General features: G+C 68.0%; 19 protein-coding genes. 12 read left to right on the forward strand and 7 right to left on the reverse strand.

The genetic code is table 11. The features are described from left to right. Positions 1–19 precede the first annotated feature (19 nt). Positions 20–943 (reverse strand): LysR family transcriptional regulator, encoded by a 924-nt coding sequence (locus tag PV761_RS12430; protein ID WP_347897117.1) that lies wholly within the window; start codon positions 941–943, stop codon positions 20–22. Positions 944–1,121: 178 nt separating this feature from the next. On the opposite strand from PV761_RS12430, the gene PV761_RS12435 reads away from it, so the two are divergent. The 11 genes from PV761_RS12435 to PV761_RS12485 all read left to right on the forward strand — a co-directional run bounded on the left by PV761_RS12435 (position 1,122) and on the right by PV761_RS12485 (position 16,876). Beyond that, positions 1,122–1,952, forward strand: coding sequence for an IclR family transcriptional regulator (locus PV761_RS12435; RefSeq protein ID WP_347897119.1), 831 nt, complete (start codon positions 1,122–1,124; stop codon positions 1,950–1,952). 238 nt (positions 1,953–2,190) lie between these two features. Next, on the forward strand, positions 2,191–3,603 hold the full coding sequence (locus tag PV761_RS12440; protein WP_347897121.1) for an MFS transporter: 1,413 nt from the start codon (positions 2,191–2,193) through the stop codon (positions 3,601–3,603). An 89-nt stretch (positions 3,604–3,692) separates the two neighbouring features. Further along, positions 3,693–4,862 (forward strand): Gfo/Idh/MocA family oxidoreductase, encoded by a 1,170-nt coding sequence (locus PV761_RS12445; protein WP_347897123.1) that lies wholly within the window; start codon positions 3,693–3,695, stop codon positions 4,860–4,862. Positions 4,863–4,871: 9 nt separating this feature from the next. Then, positions 4,872–6,956 (forward strand): FAD-dependent oxidoreductase, encoded by a 2,085-nt coding sequence (locus tag PV761_RS12450; RefSeq protein WP_347897125.1) that lies wholly within the window; start codon positions 4,872–4,874, stop codon positions 6,954–6,956. Then, positions 6,953–7,789, forward strand: coding sequence for a TIM barrel protein (locus tag PV761_RS12455; protein ID WP_347897127.1), 837 nt, complete (start codon positions 6,953–6,955; stop codon positions 7,787–7,789). The genes PV761_RS12450 and PV761_RS12455 overlap by 4 nt, the downstream gene beginning before the upstream one ends. After that, the gene (locus PV761_RS12460) at positions 7,786–8,622 is read left to right on the forward strand and encodes an aldo/keto reductase (protein WP_347897129.1); all 837 of its coding nucleotides are present in this window, start codon (positions 7,786–7,788) and stop codon (positions 8,620–8,622) included. Before PV761_RS12455 ends, PV761_RS12460 begins: the two co-directional genes overlap by 4 nt. 49 nt (positions 8,623–8,671) lie before the next feature. Further along, positions 8,672–10,525 (forward strand): FAD-dependent oxidoreductase, encoded by a 1,854-nt coding sequence (locus PV761_RS12465; RefSeq protein WP_347897131.1) that lies wholly within the window; start codon positions 8,672–8,674, stop codon positions 10,523–10,525. A 152-nt stretch (positions 10,526–10,677) separates the two neighbouring features. Further along, on the forward strand, positions 10,678–12,771 hold the full coding sequence (locus PV761_RS12470; protein WP_347897133.1) for a S8 family serine peptidase: 2,094 nt from the start codon (positions 10,678–10,680) through the stop codon (positions 12,769–12,771). Position 12,772: 1 nt separating this feature from the next. After that, on the forward strand, positions 12,773–15,496 hold the full coding sequence (mgtA, locus tag PV761_RS12475) for a magnesium-translocating P-type ATPase (RefSeq protein WP_347897135.1): 2,724 nt from the start codon (positions 12,773–12,775) through the stop codon (positions 15,494–15,496). 101 nt (positions 15,497–15,597) lie between these two features. Continuing rightward, on the forward strand, positions 15,598–16,485 hold the full coding sequence (locus PV761_RS12480) for a CPBP family intramembrane glutamic endopeptidase (protein ID WP_347897137.1): 888 nt from the start codon (positions 15,598–15,600) through the stop codon (positions 16,483–16,485). A 184-nt stretch (positions 16,486–16,669) separates the two neighbouring features. Next, entirely contained in the window at positions 16,670–16,876 is a 207-nt protein-coding gene (locus tag PV761_RS12485) for a hypothetical protein (protein ID WP_028271200.1), read from the forward strand. Here the strand turns inward: PV761_RS12485 and PV761_RS12490 are convergent. From PV761_RS12490 to PV761_RS12505, 4 genes are all read right to left on the reverse strand, one after another. Further along, the gene (locus tag PV761_RS12490) at positions 16,873–17,856 is read right to left on the reverse strand and encodes a CapA family protein (RefSeq protein WP_347897139.1); all 984 of its coding nucleotides are present in this window, start codon (positions 17,854–17,856) and stop codon (positions 16,873–16,875) included. The genes PV761_RS12485 and PV761_RS12490 overlap by 4 nt on opposite strands. Positions 17,857–17,886: 30 nt before the next feature. Continuing rightward, entirely contained in the window at positions 17,887–19,137 is a 1,251-nt protein-coding gene (locus PV761_RS12495; RefSeq protein ID WP_347897141.1) for an ABC transporter permease, read from the reverse strand. A gap of 2 nt (positions 19,138–19,139) precedes the next feature. After that, a complete protein-coding gene (locus PV761_RS12500; RefSeq protein ID WP_028271198.1) occupies positions 19,140–20,087 on the reverse strand; it encodes an ATP-binding cassette domain-containing protein in 948 nt (315 codons plus the stop codon). A gap of 177 nt (positions 20,088–20,264) precedes the next feature. Next, on the reverse strand, positions 20,265–22,679 hold the full coding sequence (locus PV761_RS12505; RefSeq protein ID WP_347897143.1) for an HAD-IC family P-type ATPase: 2,415 nt from the start codon (positions 22,677–22,679) through the stop codon (positions 20,265–20,267). Positions 22,680–22,775: 96 nt separating this feature from the next. Between PV761_RS12505 and PV761_RS12510 the strand changes: the two genes are divergently transcribed. Further along, positions 22,776–23,201 carry a hypothetical protein gene (locus PV761_RS12510; protein WP_081818889.1) on the forward strand — a complete coding sequence of 142 codons (426 nt, stop codon included), beginning with the start codon at positions 22,776–22,778 and terminating at the stop codon, positions 23,199–23,201. Positions 23,202–23,209: 8 nt separating this feature from the next. On the opposite strand, the gene PV761_RS12515 is transcribed toward PV761_RS12510, so the two are convergent. Both PV761_RS12515 and PV761_RS12520 read right to left on the reverse strand, forming a co-directional pair. Next, complete coding sequence (locus tag PV761_RS12515; RefSeq protein WP_347897145.1) at positions 23,210–24,337, reverse strand: Gfo/Idh/MocA family oxidoreductase; 1,128 nt, start codon at positions 24,335–24,337, stop codon at positions 23,210–23,212. Then, positions 24,334–25,101, reverse strand: coding sequence for a ThuA domain-containing protein (locus tag PV761_RS12520; RefSeq protein WP_347897147.1), 768 nt, complete (start codon positions 25,099–25,101; stop codon positions 24,334–24,336). The genes PV761_RS12515 and PV761_RS12520 overlap by 4 nt, the downstream gene beginning before the upstream one ends. Positions 25,102–25,112 lie beyond the last annotated feature (11 nt).

The raw sequence follows: 25,112 nt of genomic DNA on the forward strand, positions 1-25,112 counted from the left end.
TGAGAAGACTACATAGTCATCAGCGGTGCTGAGCGGTACGGAGATCCTGGCGAGGCGGTGTGGGCAGCACGGAATCCGCCAGTTCAAGTGCCAGCTTGAGGGCCGGCGACATGAGGTCCGGATTCCAGGCGATCCCGGACTCCAGCAGCGGCACCGCGCCGGAAAGCGGGATGAAGACCGTGCCGCCGGGCATGATTCCGGCCATGGAGTCGGGCATCAGGCTGACGCCCACACCGCCGGCCACCAGGGAAAGGGCCGTGTAGGGATCGGACACCTCCTGCACCACGCGGGGCCGGAACCCGGCAGCCGTGCACGCCGAGAACACGGCCTCCCGCAACGTGGAACCCTGCGCCGCGGGCATGGTGACGAAGCCGTCGGCTGCCAGGTCGGCCAGGGCAATCTGTGGCCGGCCGGCCAGCGGATGGTCCACCGGAAGTGCAGCGCCCAGCGGCTCCACGGCAATGCGTCGGGTGGCCAGGGAAGGAGCATCCACCGGCAGCCCGATGAAGGACAGATCCAGGGACCCGTTACGGAGCTGGTCCAGGGCATCCTGGGTGAGCAGTCCGCCGCTGAGGGTCAGGTCCAGATGCGGGTAGCTGCTGCGCAATGCCCGGGTGAGCGGGGGGAGGGTCCTATGGTTGAGTGCTCCGGAGAAGCCGATGCTGAGCCGGCCGTACACTTCGCCGCTGTCCGCCGTGGCGGCCCGCCGCGCCAGGTCCAGCTCCTCCAGGATTTTCCGTGCGTGCGGCAGGAAGGCGTAGCCGGCGGTGGTCAGCGAGACGGCCCTTGTATTTCGTTCGAAAAGGTCGGCCCCGAGGCTCTTCTCCAGCTTCTTGATCGTCTGGCTTAGCGGGGACTGCGCCATGCGAAGCCGGTGGGCGGCGCGGCCAAAGTGCAGTTCCTCGGCCACAGCCAGGAAAGCCTCGATCTGCCGCAGCTCCACGTTGTTCCTCCCCGCAATGTTCCCTGATGCGTGCTCCTGATGCGTGCCTCCGCGGCTGTCGCCAGGTGCAGGCCCGCCCACCCCTAGGCTACTTCCACGGGCTGCCTCCACCGGACCGCCGTCCTTTCGCGGCAGGGATATATTGGCAGGAGAAAAGCTGGCACAACCGGGAGGAACCATGGCGAACTCCGCATCGGGGGAGTCCGTCATCCAGCGGGTGGTGAAGATCCTGGATGCCTTCTCCCGGGGGCAACCGCGTTTGACGCTCGCGGAGCTGGTCCGCCTCACCGGCATGTCCAGCAGCACCGCGCACCGCCTGGCCAACGACCTCGTCGACAGCGGTCTGCTCAACCGCGGCGCCACCGGGGACTACGGCGTGGGTGTCAAAATGTGGGAGCTTGCCTCACGCAGCAACCCCCTCGAAGAATTCCGGCGCCGCGGGCTTCCCTTCCTGGAAGGTGTCCACGCAGCCGTCCGCGAGAACGTCTCGCTGTCCGTCCCCGACGTCGAGTCCGGAAGCGTCCTGTACCTCGAACGCCTTGACCGGCACGGCACAGTGCTGAACCTTGCCGACGTCGCCGGGCGGCTCGACATCCACAACACCTCCTCGGGCCTCGCCATGATGGCGCACATGCCCCGCCACGTCCAGGAGCGCTTCCTGGCCGGCCCGCTGGAGAAGACCACGCCCAACACGGAAACGGATCCCGTGAAGATCCGCGCGCACCTGGCCCTCATCCGGGAGCGGGGCTATGTCCGGCTGGCCGGCGTCCTGGTCCCCGAAAACACCGCCTACTCCGTACCCGTGTTCGGCGAGGGCAACAGCGTGATCGGTGCCATCGCCGTCGTCGTTCCTACCGCTGAAGAGAAGCCCCAGCTGATCCTGCCCGTGCTGGTGGCCGCCGGCCGCGGCCTCTCCCGGACCATGGGTGCCGAGCGCCGGCCCTACGGCACCAGGCCATGGCTCGAGCCGGGCCGCCAGGCCGCAGGGGACCGGGACGCGAAAACCTAGGCAGATCCCGCCCGTCCCCTGGTGCCGTCCCGTGGTGCCATCCGATGCCGGGCGTCCCGTTGAATGGGATTTGCCGCTGACATCTGTGATGCCGCTCATACAGTTTTGTTCAGGGATCCACACCACCGCCGGCCGGCCGGCGGAGGCTCCCGGCCCCAAAAACTCTTACGGAACGTGCCACCGCAATGTGGCGGCGGCCCCACCACCCTTAACCCGTGACACTCGATGAGGAGACACTATGGGACATGCCCAGCAACCCCCGGCAGGAGACGTCCGGAGCACCGCCGTCCTGGAATCCGACGTCCTGAACCAGGACAACCAGGAAAGCCGTCCGGCAGCGAACCACCCGGCCAAGATGCCCAGGAAAGCGGCGCTGGCTTCATTCCTGGGTTCCACCCTGGAGTACTACGACTTCTTCATCTACGGCACCGCCGCAGCCCTCGTTTTCCCCAAGATCTTCTTCCCCAGCGGCGACCCCGTCGTGGCACTGCTCGGAGCGATGGCAACCTTCGGCGTCGGCTACCTGGCCCGGCCGCTGGGCGGCATCGTGATGAGCCACTTCGGTGACAAGGTGGGCCGGAAACAGGCCCTCATGATCACGCTGGTGATCATGGGCGTCGCGTCCATCGGCATCGGCTTCCTCCCCACCTACGGGCAGATCGGCTACTGGGCCACCGCACTGCTGCTGGTCGGCCGCCTGGCGCAGGGCTTCTCCGCCGGCGCGGAAGCCGCCGGCGCGTCAACGCTCACCATGGAGCACTCCCCGGAGGGCCGCCGCGGCTTCTTCACCAGCTTCGTGATGACCGGCTACGCCTCCGGCATGGTGCTGTCCACGGTGGTCTTCATTCCGCTGGCCGCCCTTCCCGAAGACCAGTTGCTCAGCTGGGGCTGGCGTATCCCGTTCTGGCTCTCCGTTGTGGTCCTCGGCGTCGCTTACTGGATCCGCACCCGCCTGGAGGAACCGCCGGTCTTCGAAGAAGCCGTGGATCCGGGCAAGCCGAAGGGCATCCCGGCGGCCGAGGTCCTGAAGACCCAGTGGCGTGACGTCCTGCGGGTTGCCCTGGTCATGCTGTTCTCCGTCATGCAGACCACCTTCACTGTCTACGCCCTGGCCTACGCCACGGGCAGCTCCATCGGGCTGGACCGGACGCTGATGCTCACGGTCAACGCCGTCACCATCGGCTTGTCCATGTTCACCATCCCGCTGGCCGGCATCATTTCGGACAAGTTCGGCCGCAAGAAGGTGCTGCTGGTGGGCGCTCTCGGCTGCGCTGTCACCTCGTTCGGCTACTTCTGGGCGATCAGCGAGCACAACGTTCCCCTGATTTTCGTCTTCGGGTTCCTGAACATGTCCGTGTTCTACTCCTGCTGGAACGGCGTCTGGACGGTCTTCTTCCCCGAGATGTTCCCCGCCCCGGTCCGCTACTCGGGGATGGCCATCGGCAGCCAGGTGGGCCTGATCCTCACCGGCTTCGCCCCCGTCATCGCCACGATGCTCGCCCAGCCAGGCCCCGGCGGCTGGATCCCGGTGGCCAGCTTCACGGTGGTCTGCCTGGTGGTATCCGCGATCGCCATCGCCACGGCGAGGGAAACCCATAAGACCCCGCTCGAAGAACTCGGACTGCCCCGCAAGCGCCGCGTTTCCGCCTAGCGCCCGCCGGGTAGCCTCCAGCACCGTTTGCCGGCCCAGCACCGTTTGCCGGCCCAGCACCGCCCACGCACCAGAAAGTTGATTCTCCCGTGACTCCATCAGCATCCGCACCCGCCCGCATCTTCCGCGTCGGCATCGTTGGCTGCGGCGCCATCTCCCGCAACCATCTCGAGGCCTTCGGCGCCCTGGACAACGTCCGGATCGTCGGGGTCTGCGACATCGACCTGGACCGGGCCCGTGCCACGGCGGAGACGTGGGATGTGCCGAACGCCGTGAATACGGTGGGCGAGCTGCTGGATCTCGGCGTGGACATCATCTCGGTCTGCACGCCGCACCCCACCCACGAGGAGGTGGTGCTGCAGTCGGCAGCGGCCGGCGTCCACGTGCTCTGCGAGAAGCCGATCTCCACGGACCTGCCCTCGGCCGAGCGGATGGCCGCGGCGTGTGCCGACGCCGGAGTGAAGCTGGGCGTGCTCTTCCAGCGCCGCTTCTGGCCGGGCGCCCAGCGGATCCGGGCAGCGATCGACGACGGCACCCTGGGCCGCCCCGTCATGGGCCAGTGCTCGGTGATGCTCCACCGCGAACCGGAGTACTACTCCAGGGACGCGTGGCGGGGGACCTGGGCCAACGACGGCGGCGGTGTGCTGATGACCCAGGCCATCCACTACATCGACCTGCTGCAGTGGTTCATGGGGGATATCGCCGAGGTGTACGGCAAGATCAACAGCTACAAGCACGGCTCCAACATCGAGGTGGAGGACTCCGCCACGGCGGTCCTGACCTTCACCTCCGGAGCCATGGCAACGCTGGAGGCCTCGACGGCGGTCTCGCCCAGCCTGGGCGTGCAGATCCGGATCACGGGCGAGACCGGTGCCACCGCGTCCCTCACCGAGTTTCCGGAGGGCAGCGACGGCCGGGTGGACCTCTGGGCAGTCGGCGAAACCATCACCACTGAAGCCGTCCACCCCGCCGGCATCCGCCCCAACGTGGACCTGGCCACCATCAACGGCCAGCTCATCCCGCACCACACCAGCCAGGTCCGCGACTTCGTGGCCGCACTGGAAAAAGGCACCGAACCGGCCATCACCGGCCAGGACGCCACCAAGGCGCTGCGCATCCTGCTGGCCGTCTACGAATCCTCCCGCACCGGCGTCCCCGTCCGCTTCGCCGCGGTGGACCAGCTGGCCATCACCGGCCAGCCCTCCCCGCCGGAAGCCCCGGCAGCCCAACCAACCAGCCGCATTCCGGCAGCACGTTAGGGAAGACGAATGACCACCGAACGCTACGCAGCCCTGCCGCTGACCCTCGGCCGCAACGGCCGCACTCCGCGGACCCTCCGGAACCGCCTCGCCTCCGCCCCGATGGAACGCAATTACGGCACCACTGACGGCCGCATCACGGAGCAGTACATCGACTACCTGGTCACCCGTGCCAAGGCCGGCCTGGGCCTGGTGACCACCGAAGCCACCTACGTCCGCGCCGACGGCAAGGGCCGCACCCACCAGCTGGGCCTGCACACCGACGCCATGGTCCCTGGACTGCGGAAACTCACGGACGCCCTGCACGCCGAGGGCGCGCTCGCCGCCGTCGAAATCAACCACGGCGGCCGTACGGCGCAGGCCGCGGTGTCCGGATACAAGAACCTGGCGCCGTCACCGGTGCCGTGTGAGGTGGCCGGCGGCGAGGTGCCGCGGGAACTGACCGCCGGGGAATGCCGCGACCTCGTGGCGGCCTACGGCCAGGGCGCCCGCCGCGCGGTGGACGCCGGCTTCGACGTCATCAACATCCACGGCGCCCACGGCTACCTGATCCACCAGTTCATGTCCCCGATCTCCAACCACCGCACCGACGAATTCGCCGCCCCGGAACACTTCATGAACCTGGTGATCGACGAAGTCAGGAAGGAGGCCCCCGATGCCATCATCGGCATGCGCGTCTCCGTGGTGGAGGGGCCGGCGGACGGCATCACCGCAGGGCAGCAGCTGGCCATCATCGCCAAGGCCCACCTCGAGCGCCTCGACTTCCTGGACATCTCCGCCGGCAGCTACGAGGCGGGTGAATGGATCGTCCAGTCAGGCGAATGGAAGCCGGGCATCCTGGCCGACTACGCCAAGGCCTACCGGCAGTTCGGCCTCCCCCTAGGCATGGCCGGCCGGCTGAACTCCCCGGCCATCATTGAAGAGGTTCTCCGCGACGGCACCTGCGACTTCGTCAGCCTGGCCCGCGCCATCCACGCCGACCCCGCCTTTGTGGGCGGCGTCCTGCACGGCGGACGCTACCGCCCGTGCATCGCCTGCAACGTCTGCATCGACAACCTGGGACTCGGCCAGGTGACCTGCACCGTCAACCCGGCCGTGGGCCGCTCCCGCGTCCCCGTCCCCACGCCCGCCGTCCGTGACGGGTCCCGTGTTGTGGTGGTGGGAGCCGGCCCCGCAGGCCTCACCGCCGCCCGTGAACTCGCCGAAGCCGGCGCGCAGGTGACAGTGCTCGACGACGGCGCCCGCCCCGGCGGCCAGTTCGCCCTCGCCGAGCGGATGAAGTCCACCCCGGACTTCCACCGTTTCGCCGAATGGTCGGCGGCCGAGAACGCCCGGCTCGGCGTCGACGTCCGGCCGGGCACGCACGTAGACACGAACGACGTCGCCGCGCTGGTCCGCGAAACCGGCGCCGACGCTGTCGTGCTGGCTACGGGCGGGCTGCGCCCGGCTGCCGGGTTCACCGGCGGAAATTCCCCGAACGTCACGGACGTGCGCGAATGGCTCGCCGCCCACCCCGGCGTCCTCGACAGCGGTGCTGCCGCCGGCGAACTCCCCGCGGCAGTGACCATCTGGGGCGCCGACTCCGTGGCCATGAGCGTGGCGGACACCCTGGCGGACCGCGGCGCCGCCGTGCTGCTGGTGGGGCCGCAGGAGGTCATCGCGCCGGAGTCCGGCCGCCGCGCCAAGATCCTGGCAGTGCCCCGGCTGGAGCAGAACCCGCGGGTCCGGATCCGGCTGGGCAGCTCCATCGAAGAGTACGACGGCGGCCGCGTCCGGCTCAGCAGCGGCGAGTGGCTGGACGCCCCGGGGCCCCTGCTGGTCTCCCGCTCGGTTGCCCCGCTGGACGGCTCCGTGACGGCCCGCGAGCGCGATGCCGCACTGAGCTTCGCGGCCGGGGTTCCTGTGACCCTCGCCGGAACGGTGGTGGACCAGACCCCGGCCATCGCCTCCAACGCCGTGAAGAGCGGGTACGACGCCGCCCAGCGCGTGGCCGCTGCACTGGCCGCCGGCGCCACCGGTGATCGGGCCCGGGCCACCGGTGATCGGGCCCGTCGAGATCCAGCGAACCTTTCCCTGAACGGAGCAGCATCATGAACACCCCGCCACGCCGCCAGGTGGGCCTGGCCCAGCTTTCCCTCGTAGGAACTGCGCCGCCGGACCTCGTGACCGTCGCCGCCGGGGCGGGCTTCGACTTCATCGGCGCCCGGGTGCGGCCGGTCACCGCGGCCGAACGTGCTTATGACCTGCAGCCCGGTTCACCCATGCTGAAGGAAACCCTGGCCCGGATTCGGGACACCGGCGTGACCGTGAAGGACATCGAGTTCCTGCTCCTGGACGGCAGTGACCAGCGCGGGGCCTGGCTGCGGATGATGGAAGCAGGCCAGGCCTTGGGTGCCGGCTCGCTGACCGTTGCCGGTGCCGATCCGGACGCCGCCCGGCTGGCTGACACGCTGGCCCGGATGACGGCGGACGGCCGGGATTTCGGCATCGTGCCCACGCTGGAACCGATCTCCTACCAGGCGGTGCATTCCATCCCCGCCGCGGCGGAACTGGCCCGCGCCGCCGGCTGCAAGATCGTGGTGGACGCCCTGCACTTCAACCGCTTCGGCGGCACGCTCGACCAGCTGGCGGCCAGCGCGGACCTTGTCCCGCTGCTGCAGTTGTGCGACGGCCCGGTGCAGCGGCCCGCCACCCGCGAGGACCTCGTGACAGAGTCGCGCTCCGAACGCGGCGTCCCCGGCGAAGGCGGGTTCGATCTCGCCGCGCTGGTGGCTGCCTTCCCGGCAGGGACGCCCGTGAGCGTCGAGACGCCGTCGGACCGGCGGGTTGCCGAACTCGGTGGACCGGGCTGGGCCCGGAACCTGAAAGCCGCCGCTGACGCCGTACTAGCGGCAGCGGAAAACCTTCAGGAAGCAGGGGCCAAATGAGCGAAGTTCTGGAAAGCACGACGACGGAGCTTGCCCCCGGCGTCCGCGTTCCGCTGATCGGGCTGGGCACCTGGCCGATGGTGGGGGAGGACGCCGCGGATGCCGTGCACCGCGCCATCGCCATCGGTTACCGGCACATCGATACTGCCGAGAACTACGGCAATGAAGAGGCCGTGGGGGAGGGCCTCCGGCGTAGCGGCATCGCCCGGCAGGACATTTTCATCACCACCAAGTTCAACCGGGACTGGCACAGCCGGGACGGCGTCCGAATCGCCTTTGAACGCTCAGCGGCCCGGCTGGGCGTGGAGTACCTGGACCTGTTCCTGGTCCACTGGCCCAACCCCGCGCTGGGCCGGTTCGTCGAGGCCTGCGAAGGCCTCCGGCAGCTGGCGGACGACGGCGCCATCCGCGCCTGGGGCGTCTCCAACTTCAAGCCCGCCCACCTGCTGGCAGTCGAAAGGGCCGGACTCGCCGTGCCGGTCAACCAGGTGCAGGTGGACCCGGCCCACGGCCAGCCCGGCCAGCTGGCCTTCCACCGTGAGCACGGCATTGCCACCGGCGCGTACAGCCCGCTTGGCCGCAACGGCGACTTCCTGGCCAGCCCCGCCATCACCGGGCCGGCGGAGGAACTGGGCAGGACGCCCGGACAGATCGTGCTCCGCTGGCATGTCCAGCAGGGCCGAATCGCCACGCCGAAATCCGCCAGCGACGACCGGCAGCGGCAGAACCTGGACATCTTCGGCTTCGAGCTGGCTCCGGAGCAGCTCGCCGCCATTGATGCGCTGGAAACCGGCGCCCCGCCGCGCCTCGATTCAGACACCTTCGGCCACTAACCACCACGGCCGCTAAGAGACACCCGAGAGAACCACAATGGAGAACCCCATGAACGAGAGCACCGCCTCCACACCGGCCCCAACTGAGCAGGACGGCCGGCCTGGCGCCCTGGACTGCGATGTGCTGGTGGTCGGATCCGGCGCCGGCGGATTGTCCGCCGCCGTCACCGCCGCCTACCACGGTCTCAAAGTCATCGTGGTGGAAAAGGCCGGGGTCTGCGGCGGGGCCACGTCCTGGTCCGGAGGCTGGGCCTGGACCCCCGGCAACCCGCTTGCCAAGGCTGCCGGCGTAAACGAGGACAAGGAAACGTTCCGCACCTATTTGCGCCACACCCTGGGGGAGGAGTACCAGGCGGACAAGGTGGACGCCTTCCTCGAGGCCGTCCCGCACATGGTGGGCTTCTTCCAGGACAAGACGTCCCTGCAGTTCGTCCCGGGAACCAGGATCAATGACATCTACGGCAAGGAGCCGGGCGCAGGCACCGGCAACCGCTCGGTGGGCCCCAAACCGATCAACGCGCGGCGGATCAGGCCGGAACTCCGGGCAAAAATGCGCCACCAGCTCTACGAAACGTCCTTCCTGGGCATGGGCATCATGGCCGGACCGGACCTCAGCAAGTTCCTCTCCGCCTCGCAGGGAAATCCGAAGGGCATCTTCCACGCCGGCTGGCGCATGGGCCTCCACCTCCTGGACCTGCTGATTCACCGCCGCAACATGCAACTGGTCAACGGCACCGCCCTGACCGGACGCCTGCTGAAGTCCGCTGACGATCTCGGCGTGGATATCCGCGTTTTCACTCCCGCGAAACGGCTGCTTACCGACAACACCGGCAAGGTGACCGGCGCCGTCGTCGGCTCCCCGGACGGTGAGCTGCAGATCAATGCTGCACGCGGCGTCGTCCTCGCCGCCGGCGGCTTCCCCCACGACATCCAGCGCCGGAAGGAGCTGTTTCCCCACACCCCCACCGGCCGGGAACACTGGACGCTGGCACCCGCGGAGACCAGCGGCGACGGCATCACCCTGGCCCAGGCGGTGGGCGCCCGGTTCAAGACCGACGTGAAATCCGCCGCCGCGTGGTGCCCCGTGTCGCTGGTGCAGTACCGCAACGGCCGCACCGGCACCTTCCCGCACATCATGGACCGCGCCAAGCCCGGCAGCATCGGCGTCCTCGCAAACGGCAAGCGCTTCGTCAACGAGGCCAACGGCTACTACGACTACGTGGCCGCGATGATGGCCGCCACCCCCGAGGGCGGAACCGCGGAGTCCTGGCAGATTGCCGACAGCCGGTTCGTCCGCAGGTTCCCTCTGGGCATGGCCAAGCCGCTGCCGGTCCCGCTCTTCCCGTACCTGCGCTCCGGCTACCTCACGAAGGGACGGACCATGGAGGAACTCGCGGCGAAGTGCGGAATCGACCCCGCCGGCCTCAAAGCCACCGTGGAGGAGTTCAACCGCAACGCCCGCGACGGCGTGGACCCCGGCTTCGGGCGCGGCGAGACCGCGTTCAACCGGTATGGCGGCGACGCCGGGAACCGGCCCAACCCCTCGCTGGGTCCGCTCGAGAAGGGTCCCTTCTACGCGGTCCGCGTGGTTCCCGGCAGCTTCGGCACCTTCGCCGGACTGGAGGCGGACGGCCGGAGCCGCGTCCTGGACAACGACGGCCGGCCGATCGAAGGGCTCTACGTTGCGGGCAACGACCAGGCCAACGTGATGGGCGGGCACTACCCCGCGGGCGGCATCAACCTGGGACCAGCCCTCACCTTCGGCTACATCGCCGGCCGCGACCTCGCCGGTGCCGGCGCGTACGAGGACGACGGGACGCTGCCCGCCGAGCTGCCCGCTTGGGTGCCCGCCGAGCTGCCCGCTGAGGTGTCCGCTGCCGGGCAGCTTTCCACGCGCCGTTGACCGCCTAGGGCGCCGAGCGTATGCTGACGCTCACCTTCCGGGGCCCCCGCTCGGCGGGGGTCCGGGTCTCCTTCTAGAGCACACGCGGCCACCGGGTGCCGAGGTTGTTTCCGGCGGCGCTATTCGGGCTGATCGCCAGGGGGCACAACTTCATGTCTGACATCACCATCAACGGCATCACCATTGATCCGATCAAACAGAACCGTGCCCTGCGTGACGCCGGACTGGTTGCCGAGGACGCCTCGGAGTCGGACCATATCCTCATCCAGACCGCGGAGCCGCTGACGGCGGAACAGCGCGCGGAACTTGCCGGCATCGACGTCGAGATGCAGGAATACGTCTCGGACAACACCTACCTTGCGGCGTTCCCGCCGGCAGACCTGGACCGGGTGCGCGCCCTGCCGTTCGTGAGCTGGGCGGACGTGTACTCCAGGGTCTTCAAGATCCCGCCGCCGCTGCTGCCGCGCGGGGCGGACACCGGCAACGTCCGGTCGCTGGCGGACCACGAACCGCATCCGGACCGCCGGCTGGAAAAGGTGGACCTGCTGCTGCACCCGGGCATCGAGGCCACCCCGGACCTGATCGCCCGGGTTGCCGTGGCGGCCAGGGTGGAGCCGGACGCAGTGGCGGTCACCCCGGGAAAGCTGCGCATCACCACCTCGGTGGACCAGCTCCCGGAACTGGCGAAGATCGACGAGATCCGCGAGATCCACCCGGTCCGCGAGCGCCAGCTCTTCAACAATGTTGCCCGGCAGATTTTGAATGCCGAGGTGCTGGTCAACGGGACAACGTACCGGGGCGACGGGGAAGTGGTGGCCGTGGCGGACACCGGATTCGACACCGGTGACGCCGCCAACCCGCATCCGGCGTTCACCGGACGGGTCCAGACGCTCTATGCGCTGGGCCGCACGGCGCCGGACAAGGCGGACGATCCGCACGGCCACGGCACGCACGTGGCCGGCTCCGTGCTGGGCCGGGGAAACTCGGCCACCATGGGCGGGAACATTGACGGCACGGCACCTGAGGCCCTGCTGATCCTGCAAAGCCTGCTCGACGCCAACGGCGGCCTGGGCGGCATCCCGGTCAACCTGAACGACCTCTTCCAAAAGACGTACGACGACGGCGCCCGCGTGCATACGAACTCGTGGGGGGTGCCCGGACTCAACCTGCCCTATGACTCAAGCTCGCGGGAGATCGACGAGTTCGTGTGGAACCACCCGGACCAGGTGATCTGCTTCGCGGCCGGGAATGACGGCGTGGACGGCAACAGCGACGGTACCGTGGACTCGAACTCCATCGGATCCCAGTCCGCGGCCAAGAACTGCATCACCGTGGGAGCCAGCGAAAGCCTCCGGAAGGACTTCGCGCCCTCCTACGGCACGTACTGGCCGGGCGACTTCCCCGCGAACCCCGTCAAACGCGACAAGCAGGCCAACAACCCGGACGGGATGGTGGCCTTCTCCAGCCGCGGCCCCACCAAGGAAGGCCGGATCAAGCCCGACGTCGTCGCCCCGGGAACCAGCATCCTGTCCACGCTTTCGCGGAACGCTCCGATGGGCAGCACCTTCGGCACCTCCACCGATCCGTTGTTCTTTTTCGATTCCGGCACGTCCATGGCAACACCGCTGGTTGCCGGCTGCGCGGCGGTGCTGCGGGAAACCCTGGTGAAGAACGGGCTGGCCGCCCCCAGCGGCGCCTTGATCAAGGCCCTGCTGATCAACGGCGCCGACGTGCTGCCGGGACAGTACAACCCCAGCGAAGCCGGGGAGTCCCCGAACGGGAACTCCGGGTGGGGCCGGGTCAACCTGGGCCGGTCCGTGGTCCTTCCCGGGCAGCCTGGCAACGCCGGCCTGGGCGAAGGCGGCCCGCTGGAGCAGGGGGAGGAGGACTCCTTCGCCATCGACATCCCCGCAGAAGTCCCCAAGGTTGCTGCCAAGGGAAGACGGCACGGGGCTCCTGCCGGGGACCCGGAACTTACCGCCGCCGGGGTGACGCTGAAGATCACCCTGGTGTGGTCCGATCCGCCCGGTCCCCAGCTGCAGAACGACCTCGACCTCATTGTGCAGGCAGCGGACGGCAGCGAGCGGCACGGAAATTCCGGAACCTCCGCCGGCTTCGACCACGCGAACAACGTGGAACAGGTCCTGTGGACGGGCATGCCGCCGGGCCCTGCCAAAATCGTGGTCCGGGCGTTCCGGATCACCCAGTTCCCGCAGCCCTACGCCTACGTTTGGCGGCTGTCCTGACGTGCCCGAACTCCACGCGCCGGACTTCGACGTCCAGGGGCATCGGCCCGGGCAAGTGACCATCGCGCACGCCGCGCAGCTTCCCGTGGAAGAGGTCCTGGACCAGTTGAAAACCGGCAGCGCGGGGCTGGCCAGCGGCGAAGCCGCCAGGCGGCTGGCTGCCGTGGGTCCGAACGCGGTGCGAACACACGAGGCCAGCGGGTGGTCGGTGCTGGCGCGGCAGTTGGGCAGCCCCATCCTGATCCTGCTGGCCGTCACTGCCGGGCTCTCCTTATTCCTGGGGGACGCCACGAACTCCATTGTGATCGGTGTGATTCTGCTGGCCAGTGTGGGGCTGGGCTTCGTCAACGAGTTCCGGGCCGAGCGCGCCGCCGAGGCGCTGCATGCACGTGTCACCCACCTGGCCGCGGTTCTCCGCGACGGGATCCTGGGGGAAGTCCGCGTCACAGCCTTGGTGCCCGGCGACGTCGTGCATCTGGCCATCGGCGCGGTGGTCCCGGCGGACATGCGGTTGCTGACCGCGAAAGACTTGCTCTGCGACGAAAGCATCCTGACGGGTGAATCGCTGCCTGTCAGCAAAGATCCGGCGCCGGTCCGCGGCTCCGCTGCACCCGCCGACCTCACTTCCTGCCTGTTTATGGGGACCGTGGTCCAGTCCGGAAGCTGCACCGCCGTGGTGGTGGCCACAGGCGGGCGGGCCGAATTCGGCCGGATCGCTTTGGGGCTCGGCGAGCGGCAGCCGCAGACCGAGTTCCAGCTGGGCCTGAAACGCTTCTCCTTCCTGCTGCTGCAGGTGGCCGTCATCCTCACCACACTGATCTTCGTTGCCAACCTGCTGCTGCAGCGTCCTGTCATCGAATCGCTGCTGTTCTCACTGGCGATTGCCGTTGGTATTACGCCGCAGCTGTTACCGGCGGTGGTCAGCACCAGCCTGGCCACGGGAACCCGGCAGTTGGCCAAGCGCAAAGTGCTGGTCAAGCGACTGGTGTGCATTGAGGACCTCGGGGACATGGACGTGCTCGTCACCGATAAGACAGGCACCCTCACCGAGGGCAGGATCAGCTTCACCGCAGCGTTGCCCGCCAGGGACGGAGTGGCCCCCGACTTCCTTTTTACGCTGGGCCTTCTCGCCACGGAAGCGGAGTACACGGAAGCGAAGGTCTCCACAGTGGGACTGAATCCGCTGGACGCTGCCTTGTGGGCTTCCGCCGATGCGGCCGGCTTCGAGCCAGGCCGCTACGAACGCCTGGACGTCATTGATTTCGACCACCTGCGCCGCCGGACCAGCGTGCTGGTCAGGGAACAGGGCGGCGCTGCACAGCTGGTGTCCAAGGGATCGCCGGAAGATGTCCTGGCGCTCTGCGCGGACATCCCGGCAGGTGTGCAGGCGATGCTGGACGAACAGTTCAACGCGGGATCACGCGTGGTGGCCGTAGCCAGCCGGCCGGCCGCAGGGCTGACAGCGATCGGACCGGCCGACGAGAAGGACCTGGTCCTGGAGGGGCTGCTGGTCTTCCTGGACAGGCCCAAAGCCAACGCCAGGGCTTCACTGGACCAGCTCGAAGCGCTCGGCATCACGGTCAAGATCGCCACCGGGGACAACGCCAAGGTTGCCGAGAAGGTCTGTGACGAGCTCGGGGTGCTCTCCGGAGGTACGCTCACCGGCGCCGAGGTGGAATCTTTCTCTGATGCAGAGCTGGCAGCTGCGGCCCGCGAGGCAAGCATCTTCGCCCGTGTCTCGCCGGAACAGAAGGCCCGGATCATCCGGCTGCTGCGCCGGAGCGGTGGTTCCGTCGGGTTCATGGGCGATGGGGTCAATGACGCGCTCGCCTTGCACGCAGCGGACATCGGCATCTCCGTGGACAGCGCCACCGACGTCGCCAAGGACGCGGCCGACGTCGTGCTGCTGGACAAGGACCTGGCAGTGCTGGCCGAGGGCGTGATGGAAGGGCGGCGGATTTTCGCGAACACCATCAAGTACGTGCTGATGGGAACCTCGAGCAACTTCGGCAACATGTTCAGTGCCGCCACGGCATCCGTCGTGCTGAGTTTCCTGCCGATGCTGCCCGGCCAGATCCTGCTGAACAACCTGCTCTATGACAGCGGCCAGCTCGCCATCCCGGGAGACCGCGTGGACAAGGAGCAGCTGCTGGCCCCGTCGCACTGGAACATCGCCTTCATCCGGCGTTTTATGCTCCTCTTCGGGCCCATCAGCTCCCTGTTCGACTTCGCCACCTTCGCCCTGATGCTGTTCGCGTTCCATGCGGTGCCCGGAGAGTTCAGGGCCGGCTGGTTCATCGAGTCGATCGCCACGCAAACGCTCATCATCCTTGCCATCCGCACCCGGCGGGTTCCGTTCCTGCGGAGCCGGCCGTCAGCGGGGCTGCTGGGGGCATCCCTGGGCGTGGTGGTGGTGGGCATCTTCCTGCCGCTATCTCCGCTGGCCGGTGTCCTCGGGTTCGACCCGCTGCCTACGCCCTTCTTCCTGGCTCTCCTGGGCATGATCGTGGTCTACCTGGTCATGGTCGAATTCGCCAAGAGCTGGTTCTTCGCCCGGGCAGCACAGCAACCCCCTGCCCGGCCCGCCGTGATTCCGCGCCGGCAGCCATCGCACCACATTTCCCGCCGCGCGGCCCGGTTCAGCACCGCCGTTGCCCACCCTTTACACGGACAGCTGGTCCGCGGCGGGCGGAAGAGCAAGGCCCGGAGCACGCGAAGCAGCTAGCGTCATCACAGGCCAAGCAGGGAACCATGGATTCGGCTGCGCAACGGGCGTAACCTGCACCTGTCAGCACTTGGTGATTTTGGCCTGAACCGAGGCACGTGATGAGCGTTGACCCCACTCCGAACACCGCCGGTCGCATCCGCTCCCGGATCAAGGACCGGATTGCCGCGCACCCGGTCGCCGCGTTCCTGCTCCTTGCCATCCCGCTGGCCTGGCTGGCGCAGGTCCTGGCCATCGTCCTGCTGCAGGACGTTACTCCCGGGCTCCTGGTGGAACTGCTGGTCCTGCTGGGAGCAGCCGTCCTGGTGACGGCGGCGGCGGACGGCCGCGCCGGCGTCCGTCGCCTCTTCAGCGGGGTGGTCCGCTGGCGGGTGGGCGCCGGCTGGTACGCCATGGCCTTGCTGGCCCTGCCGCTGCTGACTCTCCTGACCGCCGTCGTGACCGGCACGCTCCGTGAGCCCGGCAGCGGGTGGGCCGCCACCGCGGGGCTGTACCTGCTGAAGGCAGTGGTCATCGGCGCCCTGCTGGGCAACGTCTGGGAGGAACTGGCCTGGGCGGGGGTGGTCCAGCGCCGGCTGATGGACCGGAAGGGCGTGCTCGCGGGCTCACTGCTGACTGCCATTCCGTTCGCCCTCATCCATTTGCCCCAGGCCTTCGCCGCGCGCGGGTTCGCGGACACGCCCTGGGCGGACGTCGCCCTCTCGTGGGGAGTCCTGTTCGGCTTCGCCGCCGTGGCACGTTACCTACTGGGTATGGTGTTCGCGGGGGCCGGCGGTAGCATCCTGATTCTGGGGCTCCTGCACGGGTCCATGAACGCGTCCCAGGGCATGGACACGGTGGACTGGTGGCAGTTCATCCCAGCGGTGGCGGTGCTGACAGCCGCGGTGGCGGCGTACCTCGCCGCCAGGTCCCGGACCACCGGCCAGGGCAGCAGCGGACATGCCCTGCGCCGGCGGCGCATCCCGCCCCACCGGGCAGCAAACCCGTAGCTGCGACGGCGGGCAGCCCCCCCCGGGCTGCGGCTGTCCGCCACACTCCCCTTCGACGGCCATGCTGTCGCCTAACGGACTTCCGCCCGCTGGACTTCCGCCCGCCCGCAGGTGCGGATAATCTGGGACATGCCAGGATGCTGCACGAACAGCACCCCCAGTTCCTGGCCAAGAGAGGCACGACATGACAGAGAAGCTGCATCTCACCCCGGAAGACGAGTTTCCGGAGGATCTCTCAAAAGTCGACGACAAGGAACTGCAGGTCCTCGACAGCCAGGTCCAGCGCCAGCTGGACTACGAGTACGTGGCCGAGGGAGAACCGAATCCGGAGACCGAGTTCCGGCACTACGACCTCGACGAGGAATTCAGCGAACGGGACAAGCGGGACTAACCGTCCACCGGTATCTCCAGCACGTTCCCTTCCTCCGCCCAGATGCTCCGGGTGCCCAGCTCGGCGCAAAGCCCTTGCATCCGGCCTGCGATCCGGTGTGAACTTCTTCCGGCCAGCCGCGCCTGGAACCCGGTAATGACCGTGGGATGGAGCTGCAGGCGGACGGGCCCGCCGCCAGGGATTTCCAGGCAGAAGACGAACGACTGGTCATTGCGTTCCTCCGGGTCCACGGCATAGTCGTCGATGAAGTCGCCGGCGCTGTAGATCAGGGGCCGGCCGCGGTAGAGCTCCACGCCGCGGAAGATATGGGCCGAATGCCCGAACACGACGTCGGCTCCCGCATCCACCAGCGCCCGCCCCAGGGCGCGGTGGGCGGGCGGCACCTCGGCGCCCCAGTTGCCGCCCCAGTGCGCCGACACGACCAGCAGGTCCGCGCGTGCCCTGGTGCGGCGGACCAGCGCCAGCAGGTCCTGGACCCTCGCGTCGTCCTGGTGCCGCTCGTCCACGGGCACGTAAAACACCCCGGGCCGGTCCGGTGCGGCCTCCCAGTCCGGCTGGTTGTCCGTGAAGGCAATGAGGCCGACGGCGGTGCGGCCCACTCGCCTGATCACCGGCCGGCGCGCCGCCTCCAGGTCCGGGCCGGCTCCGGCGTGGAGGAGTCCAGCGCGGTCCAGCACGGGCAGCATCTCGTGGAAGGCGGCCTCCCCGTAGTCGAGCACATGGTTGTTGGCGAGGGAGACGGCGTCAATGGCCGCCGCGGCCAGGACCGCAACGTTGCTGGTGTCCGAGCGGAAATGGAAGACTTTTCCGGGCTGGGGAGTCCCGCCGTCGGCCAGGACGCATTCGAGGTTGGCGAACCGCATGTCCGCCTGCGCCAGGACCGGAAGCGTATCGCCCCAGGGGTACGCGGGCGGGGCTGACCTGAGCCGCTCGTTCACCAGGCGGCCCAGCATCACGTCACCAAGGAATACCAGCCGCACGGTCCGCCTCCGGCCCCTCCAACGTCCCGGCTACTTCTCCGCCGGGCCGGCCACAGCGTGCCGGGAGCCAGCTTTGAGGGCGGTCCTGATGCTGACCTTCGAGGTGTAGGAAATGGACCCGTACTGGAAAAGCCGCACGGCCAGCCGGAGCATCACGGCGGCCCCGACGTAGAGGATGGCGATCACCATTGCGGCTTCCAGGACGCCCAGCGATCCGAACGCGTTCCGCAACAGCGCCGTGACGGGCGCGGAGAACGGGAAGTAGGTGAACACCTGCACGATCGGGGAGTGCGGCTCGGAGATCACCAGGCTGACTGAATAGAAGGGGATAAAGATCAGGGCGATCATCACCCCCATGAAATTCCCGGCTTCCTTGGCCGTGGGCATCACGGCGCCGATGGCCACCAGGGTGGTGGTGAACAAGGCGAAGCCGCCCACGAGGATGAGGAATCCGACGGTCATGCGCAGGGGGTCGAAGACCAGCTGGGAGAACTCGAACGCCGGGATGCTCAGGGCATCACGGTAGAAGAGTCCGCCGATCAGGATGGGCGAGGCGAAGACGGCCACCTGCACCAGGCCCACCATGAACAGGGCCAGCACCTTCCCTGTGATCAGGGTGGTGGGCTTGAGCGTCGTGAGGATCATCTCCGTGACCCTGTTCTCCTTTTCCTCCAGCGTGGAGTTCAGCATCTGCCCGGCGAGGAGCACCACCAGCCCGTAGAACACCACCAGGAACGCCATCGGCGGAATCACGGAGTTCATGCCGCCGGCCACCTCGGACCCCTGGTAGGTCACCGTTTCCACCTGCACCGACCCCGCCGCGAGCCCGGACAACTGGGGCGAACCGATTCTCACGGCCACGGCGCGGGCCAGCATGGCCTGGGCGACGGCGGCGTATTTGCCGTTCTCAAACAACCCCCGGTCCGCGCCGTAGACCTTCACCGCGGCGGACTCGGGATGGGCGGGGAACTCGAAGTAGGCCTCGACTGCACCGGACCGGACGTCCTGTATCCCGGCGTCGGACGAGGCTGCGGGAACGGCGCCGAATGCGGCCGCGTCAGCGGGAGTGATCAGGCCGGAGGCGTCCGTGTAGGAGATGCTGAACTGGGCGTTCTTCTGGGCCTCGGCGGCGGTACTGGTGCTGGTGTTGCTGAGGAAGATCATCCCGAACACCACGGCCATGATGACGGGCACGGACAGGGTGCCGATCCAGAAGCGAAGCTTGGTGACGGTGCGGACGAATTCGAAGCTGATGACAGTTCCAAGGTTGTGCTGGGCCATGGCTACGCACCCCGTGTTGCGGCCAGACGCCCGGGGGCGGGGGACGGGGACTCGTTGTGTTCCCCGTACACGCGGATGAAGATGTCCTCCATCGAGATCTTCGTGGTGGTGAAACTGCGGATGACCATGCCGGCGTCCATGAGTTCGCGCAGGATGGCCGCTTCGTCGGTGTCGTCCGTGATGGAGAGCTCCGCGTAGTTGGTTTCCTCCAGCGTCACCTCATAGTGCGGCGACGGCGGGATGGGCCCGGTGTGCCGGATGCGGACCACCCTCCCGCCGTATTTGTTCTGGACCTCATCGATGGTGCCGTAGGCCTCGGACGTGCCGTCCTTGAGCAGGATGATGCGGTCGCACAGCCGCTCCACTTCCTCCATCTGGTGGGTCACCATCACCACCGTGGCACCGTCGTTCTTCTGCTCCGCGATGATGTCCATCAGGAGGCGCCTGTTCACGGGGTCGAACCCCTTGGTGGGTTCGTCCAGGATGAGGAGTTCCGGACGGTTCATGATGGTGACGCCGAGCTGGACCTTCTGCTGCTCGCCGCTGGAGAGCTTGTCCACCTGGGTGGCGGCCTTCCCGGACAGGTCCACGCGGTCCAGGTAGGCCAGTGACCATTGCCGCGCAGAGTGCCGGTCCATTCCCTTGAGCCGGCCGAAGTAGGTCATGACGTCCATGACCTTTTCCTTCTTGTAGAGCCCGCGCTCCTCCGGAAGGTAGCCCAGCCTGCTGCCGTGCTCGGGCTTGAAGGGCCGCCCGTTGATGTGGAGGACGCCGGCCGTGGGCTCGTACAGGCCCAGGAGTGCGCGGATGGTGGTGGTCTTGCCAGAGCCGTTGCTGCCCAGGAACCCGAACGTCTCACCGGCCCGCACGTCGAAGGACAGGTCGCGGACCACGGTGGTGTCCGCGAAGTCCATCCGGAAACCGCTGATGTGCACCACTGGCTCGTCCATGGCTCTCGCCGCCTGTACCGATCATTGCCCGCCGGTGTCGGTTCCCCCGGGGCAGGCTGCCATGTGACCAGAGTGGTTCCGGATGCTCGGAAAAGGAAGGGGCGAAGGTCCCGGCCGTGGCGCTGCGATTACTCGTCGGTGATGGTGCCCCGGCGTCCACGGTCTTCCGCCGGAGCGTCAGACGCTGCGGCGGCGGAACCGGAACAAGAGTTCGATGGCGGCACACCCGCCTAGCGCCGCCAGCAGGGCGGCATTGAGAAGCGGGCGTGGCGGCCAGGCCAAGCTGAAAAAGTCTGCGGCGGCCGGAACGGTGAGCAGCAGGAGCAGGCCGGCATACATTGCGATGACGATCAGGAGCCGCCAGCGGTTCAGGGGCCGGGAGAGCACCACAAGCACCCAGAGCGCCACGAGGGCGAGCACCATGACCGACCCTGTTCGCACGGAGTCCTCCCCGTACCCGCCGGCAATCGCCGCGAAGGCATTCAGTGCCAGGACCGCGGCGGTGATGATGAGCCCTGCCGGGACGGCAAAAGCCAGGGAGCGTTTGAGGAAGCCTGGCCTGTAGAGCCGGGCATTGGGCATGAGGGCGAGGAAGAAGGCGGGGATGCCAATGGTGAGCCCGTCGGTGGCGGAGAGCTGCCGCGGCAGGAACGGAAAGCCCCACAGCAGCCCGCCGAAGACCACCGAAAGGGCGACGGCGTACGCTGTCTTGGCGAGGAACAGCATGGAGACGCGCTCGATGTTGGCGATCACCCGCCTTCCCTCTGCCACGACGCCGGGGAGCCGGTCGAAGCGGCTGTCCAGCAGCACCAGCCGGGAGACGGCCTTGGTGGCGGTCGCGGCGGAGCCCATGGCAATCCCGATGTCCGCCTCTTTCAGTGCCAGGGCATCATTTACTCCGTCCCCGGTCATGGCCACCACGTGGCCGCGGCTGCGCAGGGCAGCGACCATGGCCTTCTTTTGGGCAGGTGTGACGCGGCCGAAGACCTTGTGGTTCTGCAGGACGTCCGCCATGAGCTCGGGATCTTCGGGCAGCTCGCGGGCATCGTAGCCTCTGGCGGAGTCCAGGCCCACGGCGCGGGCAACAGCCGCCACGGTCCGCGGATCGTCACCGGAAATGACGCGGAGGTCCACTCCCTGCTCCCGGAAGTAGGCGAGGGTGGTGGCGGCGTCGGGCCGTATTCTTTCGCGGAATGTCAGTAGCGCTGCCGGCACCAGAGCCGACGGCAAGGTTGCATCCTCAGTTTCCCCGGCGGCCATGGGACTCACGGCGTGGGCCAGGACCAGGGCGCGGAGACCGGACGATGCCAGCGCCGCTGCCGAGGCCAGGACGGGGACGTTTGCCGGGGTGGTGGCCTCGAGCACCAGTTCCGGTGCGCCCAGCACCCAGGAACCGGGCGCCGATCCCTCGGTGAAGCTGACCGCGCTCCATTTCCGCGACGACGCGAAGGGGACGGAAGATGCGGGGCGGAGGCCGCCGTCGTACTTGTAGACGGCGGCGAGGCAGCGGGCGGTGGCGTTTGCGTTGGGGTCGGCCCCCAGCCAGCCCAGGGCCTCCTCCCACCCCTGCGCCGGAGTGGTGCCGACGCCGTGCGCGCCGTCGAAAGTGATCTTTCCTTCAGTGAGCGTGCCGGTCTTGTCCAGGCAAAGCATGTCCACCCGGGCCAGCCCTTCCACAGCGGCGAGTTCCTGGATGAGGACCTTGTCCCGGGCGAGCCGCAGCCCGCCCAGGGCAAAAGCCACGCTGGCCATGAGCACCAGGCCCAGCGGAACCATGGCGATCACACTTGCCACGGCGCCGACTGCCGCGGTCTTCCAGGTGCCCGTGGCCAGCGCCTGGTCCCAGCCTCCCTGGGCCTGCATCTCGCCGTTGACAACGATGGCCATGACGGGGATGAGGCCCCACGTGATCCAGCGCAGGACCCTGTTCAAGCCGGTGCGGATTTCCGAATGGACCAGGGAAAAACGCTTGGCCGCCACTGTGAGCTTGCCGGCGAAGGAGTCGTCCCCTACCCGGATGACCTGGGCCCGGCCCTGTCCGCCCACAACGGTGGACCCGGCCAGCACCTCGGATCCCGGTGCCTTGTCTACGGGGTTCGATTCGCCGGAGAGCAGGGATTCGTCGATTTCCAGCCCGCGGGCGTCGTAGACCGCGGCGTCCGCGGGTACCTGGTCGCCTGCGAAGAGCAGGATGACGTCATCCAGGACCACCTCGGCCGTGGGAATGTCTTGAATGGCACCGTCCCGCAGAACCCGTGCGTGCGGGGAGTTCAACACCGCAAGACGGTCCAGTGATCTCTTGGCCCGGTGTTCCTGGACCACCCCGATGACGGCGTTGCCGACGGCGGCGAAGCCAAAGAGGGCATCCTGCCACTGCCCCAGCGCCAGGAGCAGCACGAAGCTGCCGGCCACAATGGCATTGAAGAGGGTCAGGACGTTGGCGCGGAGGATGTCCCACAGGCTGCGGCTGGATGCGTCGGAGACCAGGTTGGTCAACCCGCCCCGGACACGTTCGGAGACGTCTTCACTGGACAGGCCGTTACCGCGCCAGCTTTCCCTGCCAAGCCAGTGCGTGCGTTGCCGCGTCACCATGTGTTGCCCCCTTGGGCATGCGCCGTTCCTGGTCCTTAGTGTGGCACGTCAGCCTCCCCGTTGGCCCTGGGGGCGGCCAGCTGAGGTGGCCCGCAAATGCGCGGGAACGGTACCATCATGACCATGCCCGGAGTTCTCGACATTGCAGGTCCCATCCTGGAAGTGCTGACCTGGATTTGCCTGCCCGCCGGCCTGATCCTCCTGGTGGCCGTGGAAACGATGAGGCGGTTCGAGGATCAGTGGGCCAAGTCCGAGGGCGTCGTATATTCCGATGAGAGCGGCGTGGGTTTCCGCTGGTATGACCACCATCACCAGGTCCACAATGCGCCCATGTCCCCGCATGACATCAGGCACATGGCCCCGGGGGACGCCGTCACCATCCACTACGCGGTGAAGACGCCCACCCGCTGGCGGACCAGTGCGCCGGAAGTGCGCGGCGAGGCAGCCGGGGTCCTGGGCTGGATCCTCAGCGGCATCGGGGCGGCCGCCCTGGTTATCGGCTTCCTGCTGCCGATGTTCTAGCGCGCTTTCTAAGGAGCGGACAACGCGGCCCGGACCGAAGGCCAGGACTTCAGGACCTCCAGCACGCCCGGATCGCGCTCGGCAAGGATAGCCTCGCGGTAGGACTCCTCCAGTAGGGCATCCACGGCCACCCGGGTACCGGTTGAAGCGCTGTGCACTGCAGCCTCCACCATCGCCAGGCTCATGATGTTCCGGTGGACCTGCCCCATGGGTGTGCTGCCGGTCCGGAGCGCTGCTACGAAGTCCCGCAGCGAGCCGGCAATTTCCTGCCCGGGATCGGGGCTTCCAGCCGGGGAGCCGGCTGCCGCCCCGGTGGACTCGATCGTGGGCTCGTTGTCGCCGTCCCACAGCACGGTGCCGTTCCCGCCGCTGATCCGCCACGAAGCGTTCCAGGACGTCTCATGTCCGGGGCTGCACCAGCTGCCGGTGAATACGAAGCGCTCGCCGCCGGTCATCTCGAAGATGGCACTGGCCCCGGCGTCACCGCGGTACCAGCTCCAGGCCGGGTTGTACTCCTCGCAGAACACTGAAACCGGGTCGGCATCGAGCAGGAACCGGGCCATGTCGAACTGGTGGATGGCCATGTCCAACAGGAGCGGGTGGTCCATGGCGTCACGGAAGCCGCCGAAGTGCGGGGCCTTGAAAAACTCTGCCGACACGATCCCGACGGAGCCCAGGGAAGAGGAAAGCCGCTTCGCCTCGAACAGGTGCCGGTTGTAGCGCCGGGACTGGCTGACCATAAACAGCTGTCCGGAGAGTTCCGCGGCGGCGGCGAGGGACAGGCCCTGCACCACCGTGGAGGCCACAGGCTTTTCGCCCAAGACTGGCAGTCCGGCGGCCAGCGCCTCGGTGGTCACCGGATGGTGCGCGGCAGGGACGGTGACGTTGATGACCGCCCGGGCGCCGACGTCGGACGCCAGGGCTGCCGTGCCGGTGCCGACAGGAAGGTCCGGGCGGCCGATGGCGGCGGCCGCCGCGCGGGCGGCATCAAGGTCAAGGTCCACGATGCCGGCCAGTTCCACCAGCGGCGAGTCTTCCACGGTCCGAAGCCAGGCGCGGCCCATGCCGCCGGCGCCGACGACGACGACGCGCAGCGGAGTTCCGTCGTCGGGGATGGTGGAGAAGGGGGTGCTCACGCGGTGGCCCCCTGGTAGCTCTTGCCGTTGAAGAAATCGTTCGTGTCGTAGCGCAGCAGTTCGGGGTAGGCACGTTCGGGCCGGTCGGTGACCGCCCACTCAACGGCATTGGCGATGACGCGGCGCACGTCCTTGTGGTGGTAGACGGGGTAGTCCTGGTCGCCGGGGCTGAAGAAGAAGATCTTGCCATGGCCGCGGCGGAAGGTGCAGCCGGAGCGGAAGACCTCGCCGCCGCTGAAGGAGCTGATGAACACGAGTTCCTCGGGGGTGGGGATGTCGAAGAATTCGCCGTACATTTCCTGCTGGTCGATCACGATGGGGTGCGGCACGCCTTTGGCGATGGGGTGGGTGGGGTCCACGGTCCAGACCAGTTCGCGGTCCTGTTCGGAGCGCCAGCGCAGTGTGCAGGAGGTGCCCATCAGTTTGGTGAAGATCTTCGACCAGTGCCCGGAGTGCAGCACGATCAGGCCCATGCCGGCGAGGACATGGCGGTGCACGCGCTCCACGATTTCGTCGTCGACGTCGCCGTGGGACATGTGCCCCCACCAGGTCAGGACGTCGGTGTTGGCCAGGACTTCCTCGGTGAGGCCGTGCTCGGGTTCGTCCAGTGTGGCAGTGCGGACGCTTACCTTGGCGCCGAGGTTTTCTTCGATGCCGGACTTGACGGCGCCGTGCATTCCGTCGGGGTAGAGCAGTGCGACGTTCTCGTCGCGCTTTTCGTGCCGGTTCTCGCTCCAGACGGTGACGCGGATGGTTTCAGACATGATTCTCCTTG

Origin of the sequence: Arthrobacter sp. CC3 (genome assembly GCF_039907775.1) — a bacterium.
GTDB lineage: Bacteria > Actinomycetota > Actinomycetes > Actinomycetales > Micrococcaceae > Arthrobacter.